The 21841-nt window shown below is 36.8% G+C and carries 22 protein-coding genes; 6 read left to right on the top strand and 16 right to left on the bottom strand.

What is annotated here, in order from left to right; all coding sequences use genetic code 11:
• Positions 1-213: 213 nt before the first annotated feature.
• The 5 genes from MHI18_RS21095 to trpB form a co-directional block, all read right to left on the bottom strand.
• A complete protein-coding gene (locus tag MHI18_RS21095; protein ID WP_340850268.1) occupies positions 214-981 on the bottom strand; it encodes a YibE/F family protein in 768 nt (255 codons plus the stop codon).
• Positions 978-2081: a YibE/F family protein gene (locus tag MHI18_RS21090; protein ID WP_340850350.1), complete on the bottom strand. Its 1104-nt coding sequence runs from the start codon at positions 2079-2081 to the stop codon at positions 978-980. Before MHI18_RS21090 ends, MHI18_RS21095 begins: the two co-directional genes overlap by 4 nt.
• A gap of 130 nt (positions 2082-2211) precedes the next feature.
• Positions 2212-4158 carry a translation factor GTPase family protein gene (locus MHI18_RS21085; RefSeq protein WP_340850267.1) on the bottom strand — a complete coding sequence of 649 codons (1947 nt, stop codon included), beginning with the start codon at positions 4156-4158 and terminating at the stop codon, positions 2212-2214.
• A gap of 59 nt (positions 4159-4217) precedes the next feature.
• Positions 4218-4886 carry a lysozyme family protein gene (locus MHI18_RS21080; RefSeq protein ID WP_340850266.1) on the bottom strand — a complete coding sequence of 223 codons (669 nt, stop codon included), beginning with the start codon at positions 4884-4886 and terminating at the stop codon, positions 4218-4220.
• Positions 4887-5038: 152 nt separating this feature from the next.
• Positions 5039-6205, bottom strand: a complete 1167-nt coding sequence (gene trpB, locus MHI18_RS21075) for a tryptophan synthase subunit beta (protein WP_340850265.1) — start codon at positions 6203-6205, stop codon at positions 5039-5041.
• 212 nt (positions 6206-6417) lie between these two features.
• Between trpB and MHI18_RS21070 the strand changes: the two genes are divergently transcribed.
• From MHI18_RS21070 to MHI18_RS21060, 3 genes are all read left to right on the top strand, one after another.
• Complete coding sequence (locus MHI18_RS21070) at positions 6418-6603, top strand: hypothetical protein (protein ID WP_340850264.1); 186 nt, start codon at positions 6418-6420, stop codon at positions 6601-6603.
• Between the two features lie 73 nt (positions 6604-6676).
• A complete protein-coding gene (locus tag MHI18_RS21065; RefSeq protein ID WP_340850263.1) occupies positions 6677-7426 on the top strand; it encodes a phosphotransferase family protein in 750 nt (249 codons plus the stop codon).
• A gap of 205 nt (positions 7427-7631) precedes the next feature.
• Positions 7632-7817, top strand: a complete 186-nt coding sequence (locus tag MHI18_RS21060) for a hypothetical protein (RefSeq protein ID WP_340850262.1) — start codon at positions 7632-7634, stop codon at positions 7815-7817.
• Between the two features lie 322 nt (positions 7818-8139).
• Here MHI18_RS21060 and MHI18_RS21055 read toward each other — a convergent pair whose 3' ends face one another.
• The 4 genes from MHI18_RS21055 to MHI18_RS21040 all read right to left on the bottom strand — a co-directional run bounded on the left by MHI18_RS21055 (position 8140) and on the right by MHI18_RS21040 (position 10362).
• Entirely contained in the window at positions 8140-8901 is a 762-nt protein-coding gene (locus tag MHI18_RS21055; RefSeq protein WP_340850261.1) for a Nif3-like dinuclear metal center hexameric protein, read from the bottom strand.
• Between the two features lie 233 nt (positions 8902-9134).
• The gene (locus MHI18_RS21050) at positions 9135-9590 is read right to left on the bottom strand and encodes an SRPBCC family protein (RefSeq protein WP_340850260.1); all 456 of its coding nucleotides are present in this window, start codon (positions 9588-9590) and stop codon (positions 9135-9137) included.
• A gap of 54 nt (positions 9591-9644) precedes the next feature.
• Positions 9645-10109, bottom strand: coding sequence for a DUF2691 family protein (locus MHI18_RS21045; RefSeq protein ID WP_340850259.1), 465 nt, complete (start codon positions 10107-10109; stop codon positions 9645-9647).
• Positions 10110-10197: 88 nt separating this feature from the next.
• Entirely contained in the window at positions 10198-10362 is a 165-nt protein-coding gene (locus MHI18_RS21040; RefSeq protein WP_340850349.1) for a PhzF family phenazine biosynthesis protein, read from the bottom strand.
• Positions 10363-11190: 828 nt separating this feature from the next.
• Between MHI18_RS21040 and MHI18_RS21035 the strand changes: the two genes are divergently transcribed.
• Both MHI18_RS21035 and MHI18_RS21030 read left to right on the top strand, forming a co-directional pair.
• Entirely contained in the window at positions 11191-11451 is a 261-nt protein-coding gene (locus MHI18_RS21035; RefSeq protein WP_340850348.1) for a hypothetical protein, read from the top strand.
• Between the two features lie 468 nt (positions 11452-11919).
• The gene (locus tag MHI18_RS21030) at positions 11920-13584 is read left to right on the top strand and encodes an alkaline phosphatase (protein ID WP_340850258.1); all 1665 of its coding nucleotides are present in this window, start codon (positions 11920-11922) and stop codon (positions 13582-13584) included.
• Positions 13585-13633: 49 nt separating this feature from the next.
• Here the strand turns inward: MHI18_RS21030 and MHI18_RS21025 are convergent, their stop codons facing one another.
• Positions 13634-14311: a M50 family metallopeptidase gene (locus MHI18_RS21025; RefSeq protein WP_340850257.1), complete on the bottom strand. Its 678-nt coding sequence runs from the start codon at positions 14309-14311 to the stop codon at positions 13634-13636.
• Positions 14312-14469: 158 nt separating this feature from the next.
• Here MHI18_RS21025 and MHI18_RS21020 point away from each other — a divergent pair, with 158 nt between their 5' ends.
• A complete protein-coding gene (locus tag MHI18_RS21020; protein WP_340850256.1) occupies positions 14470-15030 on the top strand; it encodes an FAD-dependent oxidoreductase in 561 nt (186 codons plus the stop codon).
• A 48-nt stretch (positions 15031-15078) separates the two neighbouring features.
• Here MHI18_RS21020 and MHI18_RS21015 read toward each other — a convergent pair whose 3' ends face one another.
• From MHI18_RS21015 to MHI18_RS20990, 6 genes are all read right to left on the bottom strand, one after another.
• On the bottom strand, positions 15079-15471 hold the full coding sequence (locus tag MHI18_RS21015) for an acyl-CoA thioesterase (protein ID WP_340850255.1): 393 nt from the start codon (positions 15469-15471) through the stop codon (positions 15079-15081).
• Positions 15472-15483: 12 nt separating this feature from the next.
• Entirely contained in the window at positions 15484-16236 is a 753-nt protein-coding gene (locus MHI18_RS21010) for an SDR family NAD(P)-dependent oxidoreductase (RefSeq protein WP_340850254.1), read from the bottom strand.
• A 193-nt stretch (positions 16237-16429) separates the two neighbouring features.
• Entirely contained in the window at positions 16430-17179 is a 750-nt protein-coding gene (locus tag MHI18_RS21005) for a sporulation protein (protein WP_340850253.1), read from the bottom strand.
• A gap of 96 nt (positions 17180-17275) precedes the next feature.
• Positions 17276-18859, bottom strand: a complete 1584-nt coding sequence (locus MHI18_RS21000) for an AMP-binding protein (RefSeq protein ID WP_340850252.1) — start codon at positions 18857-18859, stop codon at positions 17276-17278.
• Positions 18860-19412: 553 nt separating this feature from the next.
• Complete coding sequence (locus tag MHI18_RS20995; protein ID WP_340850251.1) at positions 19413-20159, bottom strand: SDR family NAD(P)-dependent oxidoreductase; 747 nt, start codon at positions 20157-20159, stop codon at positions 19413-19415.
• Between the two features lie 31 nt (positions 20160-20190).
• Positions 20191-21837: an AMP-binding protein gene (locus MHI18_RS20990; RefSeq protein ID WP_340850250.1), complete on the bottom strand. Its 1647-nt coding sequence runs from the start codon at positions 21835-21837 to the stop codon at positions 20191-20193.
• Between the last annotated feature and the right edge of the window lie 4 nt (positions 21838-21841).

Below are 21841 nucleotides of genomic sequence, written 5' to 3'. Positions count from 1 at the left end.
TCATTTGTCTACTGTTGAGCAAATTCAACGAGTTTTTGGGTAATCAGATTGAAAAGAAGCTGACAATGTTTCTTGTCAGCCTAACTAAACTAGTATTTTATTGGAGGTTCCTTATTAGAGTAGTAGGAATGGATTTTGGTTGTATCTGATTCCTACATTCTTTATATAACATTGACCATCAGTTTATTGTCAAACTCAGGTTTTTGTTGGTTCCTAGTTAACTTTTTCTCTTGTGTTCACTAAGAAATAGGCTGTAATCATCGAAGTTATAGGAATGATCAGCGCCACACCTGTTCCTGCACAAAAAATGGTAATCATTTCAGCGCTAAAGATTTTCGAGTTTAGAATTTCTCCAAAAGAATAGGATAAATCTTTGAACCAAATCAACAATGCCAAATAGCCTCCAAAAAAGGCGAAAAACAAGGTATTTGTACTTGTTCCTAAAATATCCTTTCCAATGTTAATCCCAAATGTGAATAACTCTTTTTTATTGATCGTGGGATGGTGAAGGAACATTTCTCTCATCGGGGAGGAAATGGCCATTGCTGTATCAATAATGGCTCCAATTGTACTCATGATAATGACTGAAGCGCCTATTTTAACAAAATCGACTCCAATATAAAGGGAGAAGACACTAAGCTCTTCTACTTCTTCTTCGCCAAAACCTTGTATCATGGTGTTTTCCGTCACAAGCACAATGAAGAGAAGTAAAATCACGATTGTGATAATAGATGAAAGGAAAGCTGCTTTTGTTGTACTGTTCACTTCGTTAATAAAGAATAAATTAATATAACTAATCACCGCACATGCACTCAATGTGATGATATATGGATCAATACGTGTATTGGTCATAAAAAAGATGGTAATTAGGAACACACCAAAATTTAAGAATAAAGCAAAAAAGGAACGGGCTCCCTTTTTGCCGCCAATTATACACATCAAAAAAAATAAAATAGCTGCTAATACAAATAATATATTCATGATTTGGTCCTCTTTCGATTAACAAAAAATATAGAAATATAAAGACCGATTGGTATCGTTAGGACGATTCCTATCCCTCCAGCAAGGGCTCGAGCTAATTCCAAAGATAGGTTCATAGAAAGAGTAAAACCCAGTGCAGAGGAATTCATTAAATATAAAATTATCATCGGAATGGTCCCGCTTATATAGGCAAAGAACAAAATATTGGTCATGGTGCCCATTATGTCTTTTCCGATTTCCAGTCCTGAGGTCTTAAGTGCTTTTATTGAAATCTCGTTATTTTTTTCATACAGCCAAAAAATCGAAGAAGACATGGTAATGGCAACATCCATTACGGCACCTAAGGATCCTATTAATAACCCTGCTATAAATACCATTTTATACGGACGAGAAATAAACTGCATTTCTTCATATCGCAGACCATTTTCAGAAGTAAGCCACATGACAAGATAGGTAATCAACAACGAAACAAAAGTACCTAATAGGGTTGCGATAATTGCTGCATAGGTTTTCTCATTAAAACCATTAACGAGTAATAGGGAAAGAACCGTAAATAGGATAATACTGATACTGCATACGAGTACCAAACTTATATTTGATGTTTTTAAATAAATATCAAGTGCATAGGATAACAAAATGGCATTGACTGCCAAACTTATAACCGATAATAAACCTTGTTTTTTTCCAACGATAAGTAATGTAAAAATAAACACCCATGCAACAATCAGCACGTACTTATCACGTTTTACGTCTTTTATAGTACCCGTTAATTCTGATTTTTTCTCATGATCAATGGAAACAAATAATTCATTTCCCACCTGATATTCTTGATCATAAGCTCCTGATGAGGAATATTCATTCGTTAACTGGATATGCTGTCCTTTTTCATCTCCATTTTTTAATTGAGCTAGTATATTCTGGGTATATAGTTGATCTTTAATTTCATTAATCTCATTCGTTTCTGTTGTCTTTTCCAAGGTTGTTTTAATAACCTTGGCTATTGGCCGTTCATAGAATGAATAATTATTATTTACAAAGATAATTGAGGTAATAAAAAGAAGGGCTATGACGGCGTACACACTTAATTGTCTTGAACCCATTTTTTTTATTTTATGTAGACTATTCAAAAAAACCCTCCAAGCATGTAGTAGAAAAAAGTTAACCATAGATAGTAAGTCAAGTATTCCAAACCCATTCGAAGACTATACAGCAAGGAGAACTTATGGTTTATTATAACCCATGCATGTTCCCTTCAGCCTCTTCCCAAGATACGCTATAGCCTTGTCCTTTCGAACAAAAGATGGATGATGAGGTATAGTCGGGATCAGCATTTTTGTTGTATCCGATTCGGTCAATCACCTCTCTTGGATTATGACATAGATCATAGCCGGCAAAGGTCAAGCTTATCGTCCCCTTTCCCTTTGTAAAAGCAGCTAACTGACCGCTGTAATCCATAAATGCAGCGACAGGTACCGTTCCAGTCAAAATAGTTCTGTCCCCTTCTGTTTCCGGCGGATTAGAGTTTCCATGTGCCTGTTGAATGTCAGAAAGTACCCGACCTATATGATGTAGATCCACCTTGATTTTATAGGAATAATAGGGTTCCAGTAGAATGTTTTCTGCTTTTTCCAAGCCTTGTCTTAATGCCCTTAAAGAAGCTTCTCTAAAATCTCCGCCTGACGTATGCTTATTGTGAGCACGTCCATTTATTAGTGTTACTTTTAAATCTGTCAGTGGGGAACCCGTTAAGAGACCGTGATGATCCCGTTCTAAAAGATGTTGTCCAATGACATTCTGATGACCAACCGTCAAATCATCATCATGACATCTGTTCTCAAACGTAATCCCCTTGTTTCGTTCTCCCGGTTGGAGGTGAAGGTGAACTTCTGCATAATGACCTAATGGCTCAAAATGGCCATATCCAAAGACTGTTGTAAGGATACTTTCTTTATACAGTATCTCTGGCTTCTCAAAAGAAACAGTGAGATTAAACCGCTCTTTTACCACTATAACCAATACCTCTAACTGAATAGTTCCCATGACATGCAGATGAATTTCCTGCAAGCTTTCTTCCCAAGTTACAGCCAAAGACGGATCTTCAACATCTAACAGTTTGAAACAACGCAACGCTTCTTTGATATTAACAGTTTGTTCGAAGGAAACTTTCGACTTCAAGGTAGGCACCATTTCGTATCCAGTTTTTTCAGTTAATGCACCGACCCCGTCTCCCACTGATGTCTCCGATAAACCAGCCACTGCAAAAAGTTCTCCGGCTTCGGCCTGCTTGACCTGTTGAACATGACTCCCGTTATACACACGTATTTGAGTGACTTTTTCCGTTATATTCCTTTCACCATACTGGATTTCATCACGTACTTTTACCGTTCCACTTAACGCTTTGATAAACGTAAACCTTGTCCCATTTTCATCATGACGAATTTTATAAACACGCCCAGCAAATGGATCCTGACTTCGATAATCGGTCACCGTTAACAGATCTAATTGTTCTAAAAATTCTTCGATCCCGACACCTTGAAGGGCCGAACCATATGCAAGAGGGGTAATGTTTTGTTTATGAATCATTTCTTGAAAAGCGGAAAGCCATAACTCTTGGTTATAGCCGTGTTCCATATAATGTTCGAATAGGACGTCACTTCGTTCAGCCACAAATTCAACGAGCTCCTCATTCATCTCGCCATTCGTAAATGAATCGGTGATTGTACAGACATCTTTTGTAATATTCGATTGAATGTCTTTGATGACTTTGTTAACATCTGCACCGACCCGATCAATTTTATTAATAAAGAAAAAAACAGGGACTTGATGTTTACGAAGAAGCTCCCATACCGTTTCTGTATGTCCTTCCATTCCTTCCACGGCACTAATAACGATAATTGCATAATCCATGGCCTGAATGCTTCGCTCCATCTCCGGAGAAAAATCTATATGACCAGGTGTATCAATTAAATAATAGTTCGAATCACGATAAGAAAACTTGGCTTGATCCGCAAATACAGTGATTCCACGCTCTCTTTCTATATGATGGCTATCAAGGAAAGCATCTTGATGATCTACGCGCCCTCGTTGTTTAATAGTGTTTGTATAATATAAAAGCTGTTCAGCAAACGTTGTTTTACCAGCGTCTACATGGGCTAAAATTCCAATTGTTTTATTCATTTAGCTGCCATCCTCCAAAAATTCACTCCTATTTTCAAAAAGAAAAACAGCTGAGGATGTTAAAACGCCTCACCTGTTTGCTCTTTATCGCCAAGCGCAGGAACACTATCCGAAAGGGCATCCATATTACTTGCTACCTTGGAACTGTAAGTATAATCACCGTAGCAATAGGGATAGCGAAAGTTATCTTTGTTGCCTCCACAATTATAGAGAGATGGATTTTTTTCAACTTGTAGCTTAGAAAACTGCTTCGCTAAAGCTTCCGTATGGGTACCGCCTGACTTGGCTATAAAATTAATATAACCGATTCCCATATTATAAGACTGAAGGATTGTTGGGAAATCTACGTCCCTTTTCTTCCCATGTTCCAATATTCGTTTAAAATGTTTAACTCCTTGTTCGATACTTTCAGAAGGTTCGTTGATCGTATTAGGAGCAAGTCCTGCTGATTCAGACGATTGCATGGGATCACCTCCCTGTCCGCGGCTTTCTTGCTGCATTAAGGCAACCAAGGTAACCGTGTGTTCTTCCAAACCAAATTTAGCTAATTCATTATTAATTTGTGAACTATACTTTTTCACGTCTGAATAGGGATCCGGCGACCGCACAGAAGTAGAGACTTGTTCAGTAGTGACTGGAGACTGTAAGAACTGCTTAATAAGCAAAAATCCACATACCAAAATGACCAATTTAAATATAGGCTTTAATTTCTTTCGTTTTCGCTTCATCTGTTCCCTCATTATCTCTAATATGTATACACATACTTTATCAAAAAACTAGAGTAATAACTATTAACTTATTACTTTGTAAAGCTTAATGGGCTGGTCATTCCGAAAAAAGAATCCATTTTAAAATCAAAATGGATTCCTTTATATTATTTTTACTTACTAGATAACATCTTAAAGACTTGTTCAACATCTTTGTCACCGCGTCCTGATAGATTAACAATGATAATGTCTTCTTTTGATAGTTCCTTTGCTAATTTGATAGCGTGAGCTACTGCATGTGAACTTTCTAAAGCCGGGATGATCCCTTCAATCTTTGAAAGTAATTGGAAGGCATCAAGTGCTTCCTGGCCGCTTGCCGTTACATATTCTGCTCGGCCGCTGACCTTTAATTGGCTGTGTTCAGGCCCTACCCCTGGGTAGTCTAAACCAGCTGCTATGGAATACGTAGGTCTAGGCTCTCCTTTTTCATCGAGCAGCGTCAAACATTTAAACCCATGTAAAACGGCAGGTACTCCCTCCGACATAGTAGCTGCTTCAACGGGTTCCACACCAATGAGGCGGACATCTTCATCTAGGTAATGAGCGAATGCTCCAATAGCGTTGCTTCCTCCACCTGTACAAGCGACGACAGCAGTTGGCAGTTTGCCTTCTTTTTCGAGAATCTGCCGTTTAGATTCTTCACTTATAATAGACTGGAAGTGTTTAACCATTGTCGGGTATGGATGCGGTCCAACTGCTGAACCTAAAAGATAAAAAGTGTCCTCATGGTTCTGGATTAAGTCGCCTAAAGCTTCTTCCACTGCATCTTTCAGTCTTCCCTGACCTTTCGTAACCGGAACCACTTTCGCACCAAGGAGCTCCATTCTAAACACGTTTAATGCTTGTCTCTCACAATCTACTGATCCCATATAAATGGTCACTGGCAGTCCAAACATGGCTCCTGCTGTTGCTGTCGCTACCCCATGCTGTCCTGCTCCTGTTTCAGCAATAATTCGTTTTGCTCCGAGGCGTTTTGCTAATAAAATTTGTCCAATAGCGTTGTTAATCTTATGTGCCCCTGTATGATTTAAATCTTCGCGTTTTAAATAGATTTTTGCTCCGCCAATTTGTTTAGTTAGATTTTCTGCAAATGTTAACGGATTTTCCCGGCCAACATACTCTTTTAAATAGAATTGTAACTCTTCATTGAAGGCACGATCATCTTTAATTTTATAAAATTGTTCCTCAAGAACGTCCATTACTTGTTGAAGTGCTTCCGGAACATAGCTGCCTCCGAATTCACCAAAATACCCATTCTCTTCTCTGCTCTTACTCGTCATGTTACCTCGTCTCCTTTTAAAAACTAGTCTATTTCTATGGGCTCAATTATTTGAGTTGGACATATTATACCATCGATTAATTGACTTCTAAAAGGAAAGGTATGATTGTTTAATAGAAGTGTTACTAGTAAGGGAACTGTCATTGCATTACTTTTCTCTTTTTAGTAACATTATAGTCATAATAGGAAATTCTCAAGCTCAGGGTGAATACGATGAAACGATTACGATTAAAAGTAGACTATCCCCCGCTTTATAAAAAAGGGGTGAATTTCTTTATTATTGCTGAATCAGAATTCATAGGAATAAAAAGCTATGTCCTTCAAACGGTAGATATGAAAGGAAAGTTATTCATATCTGAAGAAGAATTAGTAAAGAAATTTGCAGAGGTTTATAAGTAATCTCCAAGATGGTTGATATAAAAAAGAAAGAAATCCTGCTAATGGCGGGATTTCTGCTTATGGAGAGTGGCAAATGAAGCTAGGAAACCCAATAGCAATAGGAAATACAGCAAAAATCTTTCTATATAAAAACAAGATTATCAAACTATTTAATGACTATTTACCTGACACTGAATCGGTTTATGAAGCGAACAAGCAAACCTACGCTTATTCATGTGGACTTTCCGTTCCAAACGTATTAGATGTAACGAAGATTAATGGGAAACAAGCTATCATTATGGAATATGTCGAGGGAAAAACATTAGGAGATTTATTATCTGAAAATAAAGAAAAATTAGATTACTACATGGATCTTTTTGTTGAAAGTCAACGAAAAATTCATCTGGTGAAGGTGGATTCACTTGAGCCAATGTCTGAGAAACTACATCGTCAGATTCAATCTGCCCATATTCTAGATCAACGAAATAAGACACACTTACTTAAGAAGCTGGATACGATGACTTTTGAAAATAGACTCTGTCACGGTGACTTTCACCCGTTTAATCTAATTGTGTCAGATAATCATATAACGATTATTGATTGGGTGGATTCAAGTGGGGGTGATGTGCGCGCCGATGTTTATCGGACATACCTTCTATATTCACAGTTTTCAGTCGATTTAGCGGATATGTATTTGCAGCTATATTGTAAAAAAAGTGGATTGTTAAAGGACGAAATTTTTCAATGGGCCCCAATTATTGCCGGAGCAAGATTATCCGAAGGTGGAACCTCCGAACAAGCAGAACAACTCCTGAAGATAATAACTCGTGACTCTACTTTTTAATACTGATTGAAAGTCGATATCTTATCTCTTCTCTACAATCCTTTTTAATTCATTTGCCCGCGAAGCAATAAACTGTGTCATATATCGTTCTAGAAATAAATGATTAGCTATTTTACCAACCGTTAGCAGCAGAAAATTCTTGGTTTTATGAACAGTTCGTTGAAACAGAGAGACAGTAGACAAAAACTAAACAGGAGGCATTTTTATGGCTAAGGAATTAGAAAATAGAGTTCTAGAATTAGAAAACTTCGTTAAAACTTATTACAACGTATTTCTTGAGGCAAGAACTAACAATGAAAACAGACGTATTGATAGCAGTGTTCAATTATTTCTATACGCAAGGGCGAACGAGTTATTAGGAGAACCTAACGGTAAAAAACTTAACGAATAGTCCCTTTATGCTAAGATCTAACCCTTTTTAAATCTAAAAAGGGTTAGATCTTAGTTTATCTACTATGATTTTTTTAAGAATCATATGTTCAAAACCGTGGCATTCACTAATTTAAATGTACAATTTCCTCTCTTTTTCTTAATATAAAGAAAGTAATCGAACCGGCTACGTTAAGATATGCGCTTCAAGAAGGCAAAACGAAAAAGATTCGCGACATAAATATCGCGAATTGCTTCTAAAAGGTCTATACTTACGCTAAAAACGGCCAGAATTCCAATTAAATCAACGTCTTTTAAGCAATATGTATTTCTTTGTTATATGCTTATTTTATATTCGCTTCGTAATGATCTTCATTAATTCTCACTACTTCAAGTTCCTTTATATTCTCATTCAATTTCAATGCTAAACTTTGAATTCCAAAGAATTCAATTAACGTATGACTGCCCACAATAAGATTTATGCCTTTAAACTGAGCATATTGAATCGTAGATAAATCACATTCACCTGTAATGTATACATCACACTTATTTTCAACGGCTTCCTTGAGGTAAGTTGTTGACCCTCCACTACCACAGACTAAGCCCACTCGCTTCACCTTTTTGTCATTAAACCTCCAAAATTTAACGGGTGCTTCAAGAAGATTTTCAATATTTTTTACTAATACATTAAATTCAATTTCTTCATCATATTCTGCAAGCCTACCAAAAAAGAATCCTTCCCATTCGTGTGTTCTTTTAACATTTCCTATATTCAATCTACTTAATAAACTATCATTTGTTCCAAAATCACAGTCATCAAGTGGCAAGTGATTAAAGTAGTGACTCATCTCATACTCTGCTAGTTTTTCTATGCATGCCTCTTTTAATCCATATAATTCATCCCATGCTTTATGGTGTGTTACCATCATATCAACACCTTGAATTCTTGCTTCCTCTATCGTTTCAAGCGTTAGATTAATACAGTACCCTAATTTTTTAACTTTTTTATCAGCATGGTATGTAACCCCAGATTCACGTGAATAGATATCCTTATTTGTTACATTAAAAAAGTCATTAATTCTTTCAACAATATGTGAAACATCCATATACTTACCTCCTGATTTGTCTTCAATTCTCTTTATTGATAAATACTATTATATTACTTACACTATATACTTTATGTGTTAAATTAACAAAAAACTTTCTTGAAAGTTAAGATTTAGCAAACTCACACACCACTTTTGACTCACTCTCAAATATTACATGAAGATATATAACAGGATGTAATTTGGTCTGCTAATATATATGTTATTTATGATGTTTATCCACAAAAACGGAACTACTTATTCTTCTCTGCAATTCTTTTTAATTCATTTGCCCTGGCAGCAATAAACTGTGTCATATATCGTTCTAAAAATAACTGATCAGCTAATTTCCCAAGTATGCCAAATGGAGATTGATAAGAGAAGGTATCTTTCATTACAGTCCCTTTCTCACTTTCTCTAAACTCATGTGTATGTGTAAAGGAATGGAAAGCTCCTTTCACCATTACATCCACGAATTTATGAGGTTTATCCAGCTCGACAATCTGTGCTGTTAATTGTTGTTTTACGCCAAAATGAATAGCTTCCCATGTAACCGTATCACCTTGTTCCATTAACCCCTTCTGTATACCAGCTACAATTTTTTCTTTTGTTTTAGAAGTGGTTTCTGTATGAATCATGACATCCCTAGCAAGATCAAAGCATTGATTTACAGGTGCATTTATGTGAATTTCATTATGTATAACAGGCATCTTTACTTCTCCTTATTCTTAAAGACCTTTATGCTTAAAGGTCTCTTTTTGTCATTACCACACTGATAGCCTTGTTCTTGTATCGTTTTCTTCAGTAATATATTCAATATCTTCAAATCCACAGTCTGCAGCATTCTTGTATAGTAATTCGATTGTTTCCTTATTTCTGCAATAAATGGTGAAATAACAGCTATCGACCACTAATAGAACAAGCTCACAATGGCTTTCAATAAAATCTTCATAGGTCTCAATCTCAGTAAATCCACCTTTTGGATATGCTTGTAAGTCAGCGGAAACAATATAAAACTTATTGTTGTCTAATAGTTTTTTGAGTTCTGTTCCTTCAATTGCTTTTTTATCTTCTGAGAATAGCGCTTCATCTAATTCATCATCAACTACTATATATGACTCACCGTTACCAATTCGCCAACTAAAAACAGTTGTATCAATTGGCTTTAGTACTTCTCTAAGTATGGTTCCATATTCATTTGGAATTTCAAAGCTAATTCCACGCTTCAAAAAAACACCCCCAGATTATTGTTTACCTAAACATTTATATATCCTTCTAAATAAGCTACGGCTTCACCAGATATTTTTACTTTATCACCTAAATCGTACAATAAATCTTTCCTCCTCTTTCTGATAATTGCAATGCAATAAATTCAGTCTTATTCAATTTATTCTTCCAATATGGAACTACCGTACAATGAGCAGAACCAGTAACTAGGTCTTCATATACCCCTGCCTTTTGGGAAAAACCTTGATACGAAATCCACTTCTTTTCCTTTAGCTGTCTTTTGCATTTAAATCATCTTTTATCCATTTAGTTAATGGACATACTGCTGCGGAATTTCCTTTGAATTGTTCATTTGTAAACGCATCAATCTGAAATATTAGAGACAATGAATATAATCTCCTTATTTAAAATTAGTGAATTTTATTATAATTAAGAAATAAACACTATGGTTTTCAAAGCTACCTTGAAAAGTAATTATTGATAACAAATATGAAGATAAATATTGTAATCATAATCAGCCATCTTACTTTTTTCGAAACGGATTTTTGAAAAAATTTAATTTTAGATAAAATCTTGTCCGTGCTAATAACTAGAAAGATAATAAATAATATAGCAATCCATTTAGGGATTCTATCAAGATACGGTTCAAGAAAGAGTATCACAGTGAGCATCACAATACAGTTTACATAATAATTCAAGTTCATTTTTTATCCACCCTATGCTATCATGTTGTATTTCCTATCTATTAAAACGAGAACCTTAATCTACTATATATGATTTTTTAATCTTTTCCCTTCTAATCTTGTGAACAAGGTTATTTTTTCTTGATTGAATGCATGATCTAAATGATAATCACGTTCAAAAAGCTATCGTCAGAGGCGAGAGCTCAGTTTGCAGACAAAAGAGGTGCGATATGGTTCATTCTGCACCTCTTTTGGCATTTTTAACACATTTCAAAGGATCACTTGTGTTCTGATTAATAATCTTTGATTCATCCTGTTCGGACGGATTTAAAGAGTTTTCTTCGTAATTCCCCCGATTTGAATGGATCTCCTCCTAAATCTTCTATTGATTAAAATCCAAATTAAATTTAGAAAGACCGTTGATTGGAGAGTAAGGCGTGAAGACTCCTGCGGGAAAAGCGGGACAGGTGAGACCCCGCAGGAGCGTAAGCGACGAGGAGGCTCAACCGCCCGCCCGCGGAAAGCGAAACGCCTGGAACGGAAATCAACAACTAAGGATATAACCCGAGATTCTGTTAGTATTTTGTCAAAAGAAATAGCTAGTTTCATACACCCTATTATAGCTACGAAAAAGAGAGCTTCGATTAGAAAATCCTTTTAGCTGCTTCTTCAATTAAAGCGCCATGAACTTTCCAGATTCTCAAGCCAACAAATCAAGACACCTCTGCAATTGTTATCTGCACCATCTAACTATTTGTAAATAAATGCTGTTGGACTGGCTGAAGTCTTTAAAATTCCATAACAAACATCGCTCTCTTTCGTATAATACTTTCTTCCTATTTTACGTTTTGAAAGCGGATTCATTCCATTGATTATATCCGAAAAAAATGATTAGTTCTCTACGTTTTTTATTAGTTATATTAGTTGTAATTACTTAATTAACATAAATTATATATTTATGAATAATTACCCATTTTATGCATACAATCTATCTTTTCAATTCATTCGAAAGTATACTTTAACCAATTATTAAAAATATTTGAAATTTACAAAATTAACGATTTGCTTTAATATTCATGCACTAATATTTTACTTGTAAGTACTACATATTATTAATTGGAGGGGTTTTATGAAGAAGGTAAGCAAAAAAATCGCGGTTGTTGCAATGGCTAGTGTCGTTACCCTGTCTTCTATTGGATTGGCAGTGGATAAAAGTGATGCCTTAGCTAAAGGAAACAAGACCAAAAAAGAGCCGACTAATGTCATCATGATGGTTATGGATGGAAGCAGTGATGACCTCGTTACCTTATCCAGATGGTATAAAGGCGGTAACTTGGCCATGGACAGTGTATTAACCGGTGGAGTACGAACCTATTCTGCCGAGTCTGCCATCACTGATTCAGCTCCCGCAGGTACCGCACTTGCCACCGGTAATAAATCAAATGATAAATTAGTAGGTGTCTTACCTTCTGTCGTTAATTCCCCGGGACTAAAGCCTATTAAAAAAGAGGATGAACTTAAACCAGTAGCCAATGTATTAGAGGGTGCTAAACAACAAGGGAAAGCAACCGGTATTATTTCCACATCTGAAATACAACATGCTACCCCAGCTGGTTTTTCTGCACATGCTACTCATCGCAGTAAATATGGAGATATTGCAGAGCAGCAGGTTTATCAAAATATCGATGTTGTTTTAGGTGGTGGAAAAGAAGCACTTACTCTTGGTACGGCTAAAAATTCGCGTACTGATGGCGAAGATCTTCTCCAAGTATTAGATCAGAAAAACTATGATTTCGTTGAAAATAGGACCGATTTACTTAAAAGCAAATCGAATAAGTTATGGGGCAGCTTTGCACCAAATGAGCTCGCTTATGATATGGATAGAACGACTACTAAACCCACTCAGCCGACACTTGCAGAAATGACAACAAAAGCGATTACTACCCTTAATAAGGATAAAGATGGATTTTTCTTATTTGTGGAAGGAAGTAAAATAGATTGGGCTGCTCATGCAAATGATACGATTGGTATGATTAGTGATGTCTTATCTTTTGATGATTCCGTGAAGGCTGCGCTTGATTTTGCTAAAAAAGATGGTAATACAATGGTGATCGCCGTAACGGATCACGGCAATAGCGGTATCACCATGGGGAATCTAAATACAAATGCAAATTATCCGAGCCTTCCTGTATCAGCCTATATAGACCCATTAAAAAAAGCAACAATGACCATTGAAGGAGCACTGAGTCAACTTAAATCAGATCGTTCCAATCTTAAAGAAGTGGCTAAATTATATGGGTTAGATGATCTTACAACAGATGAATATGATCGATTAATGACCACTGAAAAATTATCAGCTGAAATGGTCAAACTGCTTGCTAATCGAGCTAACATTGGGTATACAACGGGCGGACATACCGGTGGAGACGTCTCCCTATACGCATACGGTCCTGCACAATCTAAACCAACTGGACTCGTGGAAAATACAGACCTTGCACATTCCGTGGCAAAATTTATGAATTTTGATCTTAAAAAATTAAGCAATCAACTCTATATTGATGCCGAAAAAGCATTTAAGAAAAAAGGATATACGACTAAGCTTGATAAGACTGACCCAACCAACCTTGTTTTCGTTGCTACGAAAGGAAAAACAACGTACAAAATCCCAGTCAACAAAAATATTGTTATTGAACAAAAAAATAAAAAGGAAACGATTAAAACTGTCACCACAATCAACGTATATAATGAAAAAGCATTTTATGTATCAGAACAAGTGTTGAAGTTAGTAAAATAACAGTCAAAACCCCACGCAGCGTCAAGCTGTGTGGGGTTTTGACTATGAGTCACCTTAATTTTAAGAAGGGAAAAAATCTTCTCATGGCTATCCAGCCAAATAATAAGGATTGAGCAAAAAATACCAGTCCCCAAAATTGGGTTGGGATGAAATAGGTGATTTCCCCAAGATTAGCAGCATCTCCGGCTTGCAAGGGTGTTTGAAAACTCATGTACATAATTTCAAAGGCTGATGTAATCGATTCGATAAATATAATAGACACAAGAAAAAGGATCACATTTTCTTTAACTGGTCCATTGGCTTTCCTCAGTAACCATACAAAACCAATACTAAATGTGGTAATCCAAAAGAATCCATATAAGTTTCGCACCCAGAATATCAGGCTGAGTCCTAAGATCACCAACAATACTATACTAATCATATTGTATTTTCTTTTATAGACTAAAACCATAAAGGTACATGCCATAAACGATGCAAAAACATATCCGGCTAGCGATGTAATGAATTGTCCTATCCAAAAACGGTGACTAGAATAGGCCACCCCTTCTGTGTTTGCAAACAATTGAATGTTATGGGCTTTACCGAACGTTACTATACTACTTATTTGATGTCCTACTTCATGTATAAGTGTATTCGCTACAGCAAAATATTTACCCGCTATCGGCAGTTCTATTAGTATCAAGGCTAGAAGTAAGAATAATAATAATTTTGATTTAGAAGTAGTCAACATAGGCACCTCTTTTTATATGAATATACTCAGTATACTCTACTTCAATCCTAAGGTATAAATATTGTTAATTTCATCCGAATATTCAGTATTTATTAATACCAGTCTATTTCCAAAGTTTGTTAAAATGAAAGTGATAAGAAAAGGAGGATGTCTATATGTATGAAGTAGCGATTATTGGAGCTGGTCCGGCTGGGGGAAGTGCAGCCATTTTCACAGCCAAAGCTGGTAAAAAAACGATTGTTCTAGATAGTGACCAGAGCATCACCAAAAAACCTTGGGTAGAAAATCATTACGGAGCTGCCGAAATTACAGGTCCTGATTTAATTGCAAAAGGGATTGCTCAAGCAAAAAAATTTGGTGCTGAAGTATTACAAGCAAAAGTTGTCTCCTTAACTAAACTAGATGAAGGTTTCTCCATTGAAACAGATACAGGAACAGTTGAAGCCAAACATATCATTCTGGCAACCGGTATGCTATCCGATTTAGCAGAAGCAGCTGGGCTTGCCACAAAAGACGGCATAGAACCTAGAACAAAAAAAATCTTTGACGTTGATGCTTCTGGTAAAACCAATATTGATGGAATTTGGGCAGCTGGAACATGCGCAGGAGTAAGTATTCATACGATCATAACTGCAGGTGATGGAGCAAAAACAGCTATCAACCTGATTAGTGAACTAAATGGGGAACGTTATGTAGATCATGATCTATTAAAATAGTTTTTATCATGAACCCAACGGAGTGCAAATGCAGTCCGTTGGTGGATTCTAATCGAAATGAGCCACTATGTTAGATTCGACCGGAATACTTTTTCTAGTGATGAGATCAAACATTACGAAAGTTTTATTACATTCCGTAGTTAGTATGCCAGCTTGATTATAAAGTTCTTGTTTGAATTCGAAACTTTTCGTACCTAAGCGTACTGGAATGGTATGAATGGTTAAGGTATCTCCTGCTCTAGCTTCTGCTAAGTAAAGAATATCAAATTTAAGAAGAACCGTACCTATATTTTTTTCTAGTAAATCTGTTAGAGGCACCCCTGCTTTCTTGTACCAATCTCCTATTCCCTTTTCTGAAAAAGAAATATAGTTCATATAATTAACATGACCGATTTCATCGATGTCAGTTTCTTGAACTTTTATATCTAACGAAGTGTTCATCCAATCGTCTCCTTATTTTCCTAATAATGTTCCTCCATCCACTACAATTGTTGTTCCCGTAATAAATGAAGCTTCCTCACTAGCTAAAAAGAGTAAGACATTCGCAACTTCTTCAGCATGTCCTACTCGTCTCAGCGCATTCGCTTTCGATAAGACTTCCCATTTTGATGAGTTCTTCCATTCTGTCGTAATGGCTGTATCAATAACCCCCGGTGCTATCGCATTCACCCGGATATTGTGCTTGCCGTATTCGAGAGCTGTACTTTTTGTGACCGCTATTACACCGCTTTTTGCAGCAGTATAGGCAGCTAGAAGCTTTTGTCCTTTAATTCCTGCAACACTAGCTGTATTAATTATAGAACCTCCTCCGGTTTTCAGCAGTTCAGGAATACCATATTTCATCCCAAAATAAACTCCATTTAGACACACATCTATGACTTTCTTCCAATCCTCCACTGGTATATCAGGAAGCTTATTTTGAGTATGTGAAATCCCAGCGTTATTGACCAATATATCTAATTTTCCATACGTATCCACTGTTGTCTTTACAAGATTCTCCACATCTTCAGGATTACTAACATCAGTATAGAGGTATTCAGCAATTCCCCCGTTTTCTTTAATTAGTTGGACCGTTTCTAAACTCGATTGTTCATCCAAATCACCAATCATTACCTTGGCCCCTTCTTGTGAAAAACGGAAAGCCGCGGCTCGTCCGATCCCACTTCCTCCTCCCGTGATGATTGCAATTTTAGCTTCTAGACGCATGTAATCACCTAATTTCTTTAGAATAGGAAAAATACTTCATAGTAAGCGTTTACAAAAGGTGTCTTTTAAATAAATTCGTTTCAGATTATTCATTTCCTCTAAATGCATGATAAATTAATGATAACTCCAACCCCATTCATTCACAGAACGACAAATAAGACACCTAGCAGATTAAATCTAGGTGTCTATTCGTTTAACTATATTGATTAATTAAATTGGTTACTAATTGACTTAAATTAGGAACTTCATTTCTTCCATAGGTAAAACGCACATGACTTTCATCCATATTAAGTCTTTCAGAGAAGAATCCGCCTTTTCGATCAATTTGAAGAATAACTTCTACTTGATTTTCTGAGATAAAAAACACCGCTTCTAATTCGTCTAATCGGCCTCTATATTGTCCACTGCTTGGGCTGAATTCAAATTCTTGTGCGAATGGCAATCTTCTTCGTAAATGACTCGGTGCATTTTTCGCTTCAATTTTTCTTAATCGGAAACCTAGACCTTTGACAACTGATAAGAATTCACTTACCAAAGGGTGCGGCTGTATCTCCAGATAATCTCGATCTTGTGGGTCAACTGCCATTTTAATATCTAATCCAGTTTGAATCCATACTTTTGTTTTACTAGTAGTAATCGGTACATCATATGGTAAGGCAAAACGAAATGGAATGCTTTTAGTCTCATTAGCATAGACAACAAAAGAATCTAGTAATTTAAACTTTCCTATTTCAGCTGTACGTTCAGATTTCCCGTTATCTGTTTCAATACTATAGTTGCTTATAAGAGAAAGGTAAATTTCATCAATTTTTTGTTCGATTTGTCCACCTTGAATCTCCACTACACCCTCAAGCAACTCACCTGGAAGAAAACTCGTTTTCATTAATTTCGTATCTACTTTCGCGCCGCCAATTCCTACAGAACCTAGTAATTTTTTAAACACGTATGACTACCTCCAATTTTTACCTTTTTTAAAAATGTAACACAGATTCAATTTACGTGCCAACAAAACTTGTTGTTAAAACGGTCATTCAAGTGATTAGATTTTTGGTGTAAATAATATTTTAGCTTGTTGTGTTAACGTCACGTAATCTACTTTTCCGCTGCCTAGCAAAGGAACACTATTTATATTTTCAATAGTATGGGGAATATTCATCTGTGAGAGCTGCTCTATTTTTACATATTTTTTTAATTTGGCTGCTTCAATTTCATTGAAAGTCGTAAAGAGAACAATTCTTTCTCCTTTTGTCGCATCAGGAACGCAGACGGCATAGAAGTCTGTTCTTTGGTAGCATTTCGCAGCTATTTGTTCTACTAAATTAAGTGAGACCATCTCTCCAGATAACTTGGCAAACCTCTTTAGCCGAGAGAGAACGGTTATACACCCGTCTTCATCTTGCTTTACCACATCTCCAGTATCATACCATTCTGGAGCCGGAATAAATCCTTGTTCATACTGCAGGTAGCCTTTCATTACGTTCGGGCCCTTTATCAATAGCCGGCCGCCCTCAGAAATCCCTTCAACAGGCACGATTTTGTATTGCACGCCTGGTAAAAACATCCCGACTGTATTCGTCTTATAAAGCGGAAGAGCATTAAAACAGATGACGGGTGCAGCTTCTGTACAGCCATAACCTTCTAAAATGCGTACTGCACTTTTTATTAAATAGGCATCCCTTACTTCTGGTTTCAAACGTTCTCCACCAGCTACAACAAATCGCAATGATGAAAAATGATGTTTTTTAGCAGCTTTTTCATATTTTTCTAAAAAAGTGGAAGTGCCAAATAAAATAGTTGAATGACTATTAAATACGACCGCTGGTATTTCCTTAAAATGCAAAGGAGTTGGATATAAGAAAACGGACAGTTTTGTCAAAAGTGGAAACAAAGTGCCTGTAGTAAGACCGAAACTATGAAACATAGGTAAAGCATTAAAAACTTTATCATGAGCATAAAATGGTAACATACTAAAAATTTGATAGATATTGGCATATATATTACCGTGACTTAACACAACACCCTTTGGCTTTGTTTCACTACCGGATGTAAAGAGAATCAATTCATTTCTAGAGGCTTTCACCTGTTTCTTTATCTGATACTGTATATAACCTTTTGCTTTGTCACTTTGTGAAATAGCAGCTTTTAGATCTTCTATATAAAGAACTGTCAGCGTTTTCTCCAACTCTTTAATAAGAAGTTCAAAGCCGCCTTTTTCGACAAACGATTTTGAAGTAATGACTGTCTTTAATTGGCCGGAATCTATGCAGTCAAGGATACTTTTAATACCCATTGACGAATTTAATAGTGCTGGTGTTTTACCTGCTTTAAAAATCGAAAAGAGTGTTAGTACATGGACAACTGAGGTGGGCAGTAACACGCCAATTGATTCATCATTTTTCAAACCTTTTTCAATTTTCTCGCCTAACACATAGCAGCTAATAATTAATGTTTTATAATCCATTTTCATAAACGGATCTTCCACTGCTGTTTTTTCTTCTATACCTTTACTTGACTCTAAAAGTTCATTAAAGAGATTTACATTTTTCTTATTTAATGAATGAAAATATTCTTCTTTTTTTTCTGAACTTAAATAATCAACCGGGTTCATAACCACTTTTTGCATAATTCCTCCATAATCTTTCGAAATACCTCTTTCAAGATAAGTCGTTTGGGAAAAGTCCCATATCTCTTTAATCTCTTTAATCGCTTTCAATAATTCATTAATTCGGAATTTTTTTAAAAAAACTGTATATGTAGATTAGTTGTAAATGAAATTGATAGATGAGGAAGTGAGTGCAGAATTCGATTTATTATACAACAAAAATATTTGAAGTGAAAATATGAATAACTATACTAGTATGATAGTTCAGTACCCATATACACATTTGATGACGAAAACGAACCTGTCTAGTTTGTCCAAAAAGTGACCAGTTTTTTCACTCAGATTGATTGGAAAAAGACGACCTTTGTAAGTGGCCGTCAGTTCTAATCCGTATTCATGTCCTATCTATGCAGGTTGCCTGCCAAATACAAGTCATCAACAGGCAGGGTTCACGCCTGCGATCAGTTTCGCTAACTCCCTTTAGGTGTGGCTAGTTTTCCTAAAACTGACCGTTTTACTTAGGGAAAACTTAATCCCAAATGCTAACGTTTCCAGAGGATAAAATCCCCCTTGTTTAACACATGGTTAAACCGCCATTGACTGAGAGTGTTTGACCGGTTACATACCCTGCTTCGTCTGAAGCAAAATAGGCTACAGCATTTGCAATATCACTAGGCTGTGCCAAACGTCTAAATGGGATGGCCTTTTCTAACGCAGCTGCAATCCCTTCATTTTGCAACCCAATTTCCTGGAACAAAGGTGTGTCTGCTGGTCCTGGAGCAATACAATTAATGTTTAATTTATGCCTGGCCATTTCTCTAGCCAGTGTTTTCGTAAAAGCAATTACTCCGCCTTTTGCTGCTGAGTAAACAGCCTCACCGCTGGAACCTACTCTTCCCGAATCTGATGCAATATTAATCACTTTTCCATAACCATTTTTGATCATAACCGGCAGCACTTCTTTACAGGTATGAATCTGCCCCATCATATTTATGTCAATTATCGTTTTCCATGTAGTTGGCTCACTTTTTAGAAAGGGTTCAATTTTATCCCATCCTGCATTATTCACCAACACATCAATTGTCTGAAAATGAGTCAAGGAGGAGGCGACCGCTTCTTGGACGCTTTCCAAATTGGTTACATCACAATACACCGCGACCGCCTCACCGCCTTCGTTTTGAACAATCGAAACCGTTTCTTCCGCATTCTCCCTGTTAACATCTGAAACGATTACTTTCATAGACTTTGAAGCTAACGTTCTAGCAATTTCTCTGCCAATTCCTCTGCCTGCACCCGTTACAAACGCTACTCGTTGAACCATATAGCTTCACCTCTTTTCATTTTTTACTTGCCTATACCTGATCCTGAATCAGCTGATTAATTCGTTCCCTCAACCGAAACTTTTGGATTTTACCACTAGGTGTTCGCGGAAATTCATCAATAATTTCTACATGCTCCGGCCAATATTGTTTAGCTATTCCTTTTTCCGAAAGAAATGCTTGTACGGATTGTAAGGTTAGTGGTGTTTTCCCTGCCTTCATGCTAATGAAAGCGCATGCTTTTTCTTGCAGCCTAGCATCTGGCATGGCAATAATTTGGACAACGGATATGTCTGGATTCTCATAAAGTACATTTTCAACATACGCGATAGGGATGTTTTCTCCCCCTCGGATAATAATATCCTTATTCCGACCGGCAATTCGAATGTACCCCGCTTCATCCATTACCGCTCGATCGCCTGTGATAAACCAGCCGTCCATATACTCATCCATCGTTTTATCTATTTGCTTCAAATAACCAACAAATAAGGCAGGTCCCCGGCATAGTAAATCGCCTTCTTCATTAGGGCTGCAGGTATGTCCTTGAAAATTGACTACCTTCAGTTCCATTCCGGGAAAAGCAACACCGTCCGTGCTTGTGAGTATTTCTTCTGAATCATCAAGCTTCGTTAAGGTAACCAACCCATTTTCTGTTTGGCCCCATCCTGCTAAAATCGTAAAAGGAACTTTTTCAGCTGCTTCTTTTACTAGTGCTCTCGGTATCGGTGCACCGAGGGCGACGAACGTTCGTAGTGAAGTTAGATTATAGTTCTCTATGCCTTCATATTGGACTGTATCTTGTAAAAACGGAGTAGCACCTGCTGTGAAGGTAATCTTCTCCTTTTCCACCCATTCAATAAACTCACTCGGATTCCATATATCTTGATATACAGCTGTGCCTGCATAATGAGTTGGCAGACGCACTCCATACCCAAAGCCAGTTTGGTGGGCAAACGTTGATGCCATAAACATGATGTCGTCAGAAGTTAAACGTAATCGCTCTATCCAATAATCCGTTGAAATACACAGGGTGTTATGTGTATGCATCACCCCTTTTGGACTGCCTGTCGTTCCTGAAGTAAAAATAATTTCAGTGACGTCATTGGGGTCATGGACAATTTCATCAAGGATACTTGGATCCCTTCGTTCTTCCCACGGCTCATTAAGAAGGGAGGAAAATGATTGCATTCCAGCTGGGACATGATCTCCAATCACATAGATATGCTCCATGGAAGGCCATTGTGGTCGAAGCCGTTCAATCATCGCAGGAAAATCAAAACCTCGGAATTGATCAGGAACAATAATCATTTTAGATTCGACCATCCCAACCATATAACCAATCTCTCTATCACGGTAGATAGGAATTAAGGGATTACTAATCGCTCCAATTCGAGTGACTGCGTAATGCAAAATAACGAACTCATTCCAGTTAGGAAGCTGAAATGAAATCACATCGCCCTTTCCTAGGCCTAATTCAATAAGGCCTAATGCCACTCTATCCACGAGCTTACCCAACTCTTGATACGTATAGCGGCTCTTTTTATCAATTATGGCCGTTTTATTCGGGTTTTTATCGATTGCATCCTTCAAATAATCCAGTATCGTTTTATTTGGCCAAACGGTTTGGTAACGCTCCACGTATTCCGGGCTTAAAATGGTTTCTATTTTCACTTGTCCCATCCCC

It is taken from the genome of Peribacillus sp. FSL H8-0477, from assembly GCF_038002765.1.
Taxonomy (GTDB): domain Bacteria; phylum Bacillota; class Bacilli; order Bacillales; family DSM-1321; genus Peribacillus.
This window is presented reverse-complemented; position numbering and strand designations above follow the sequence as displayed.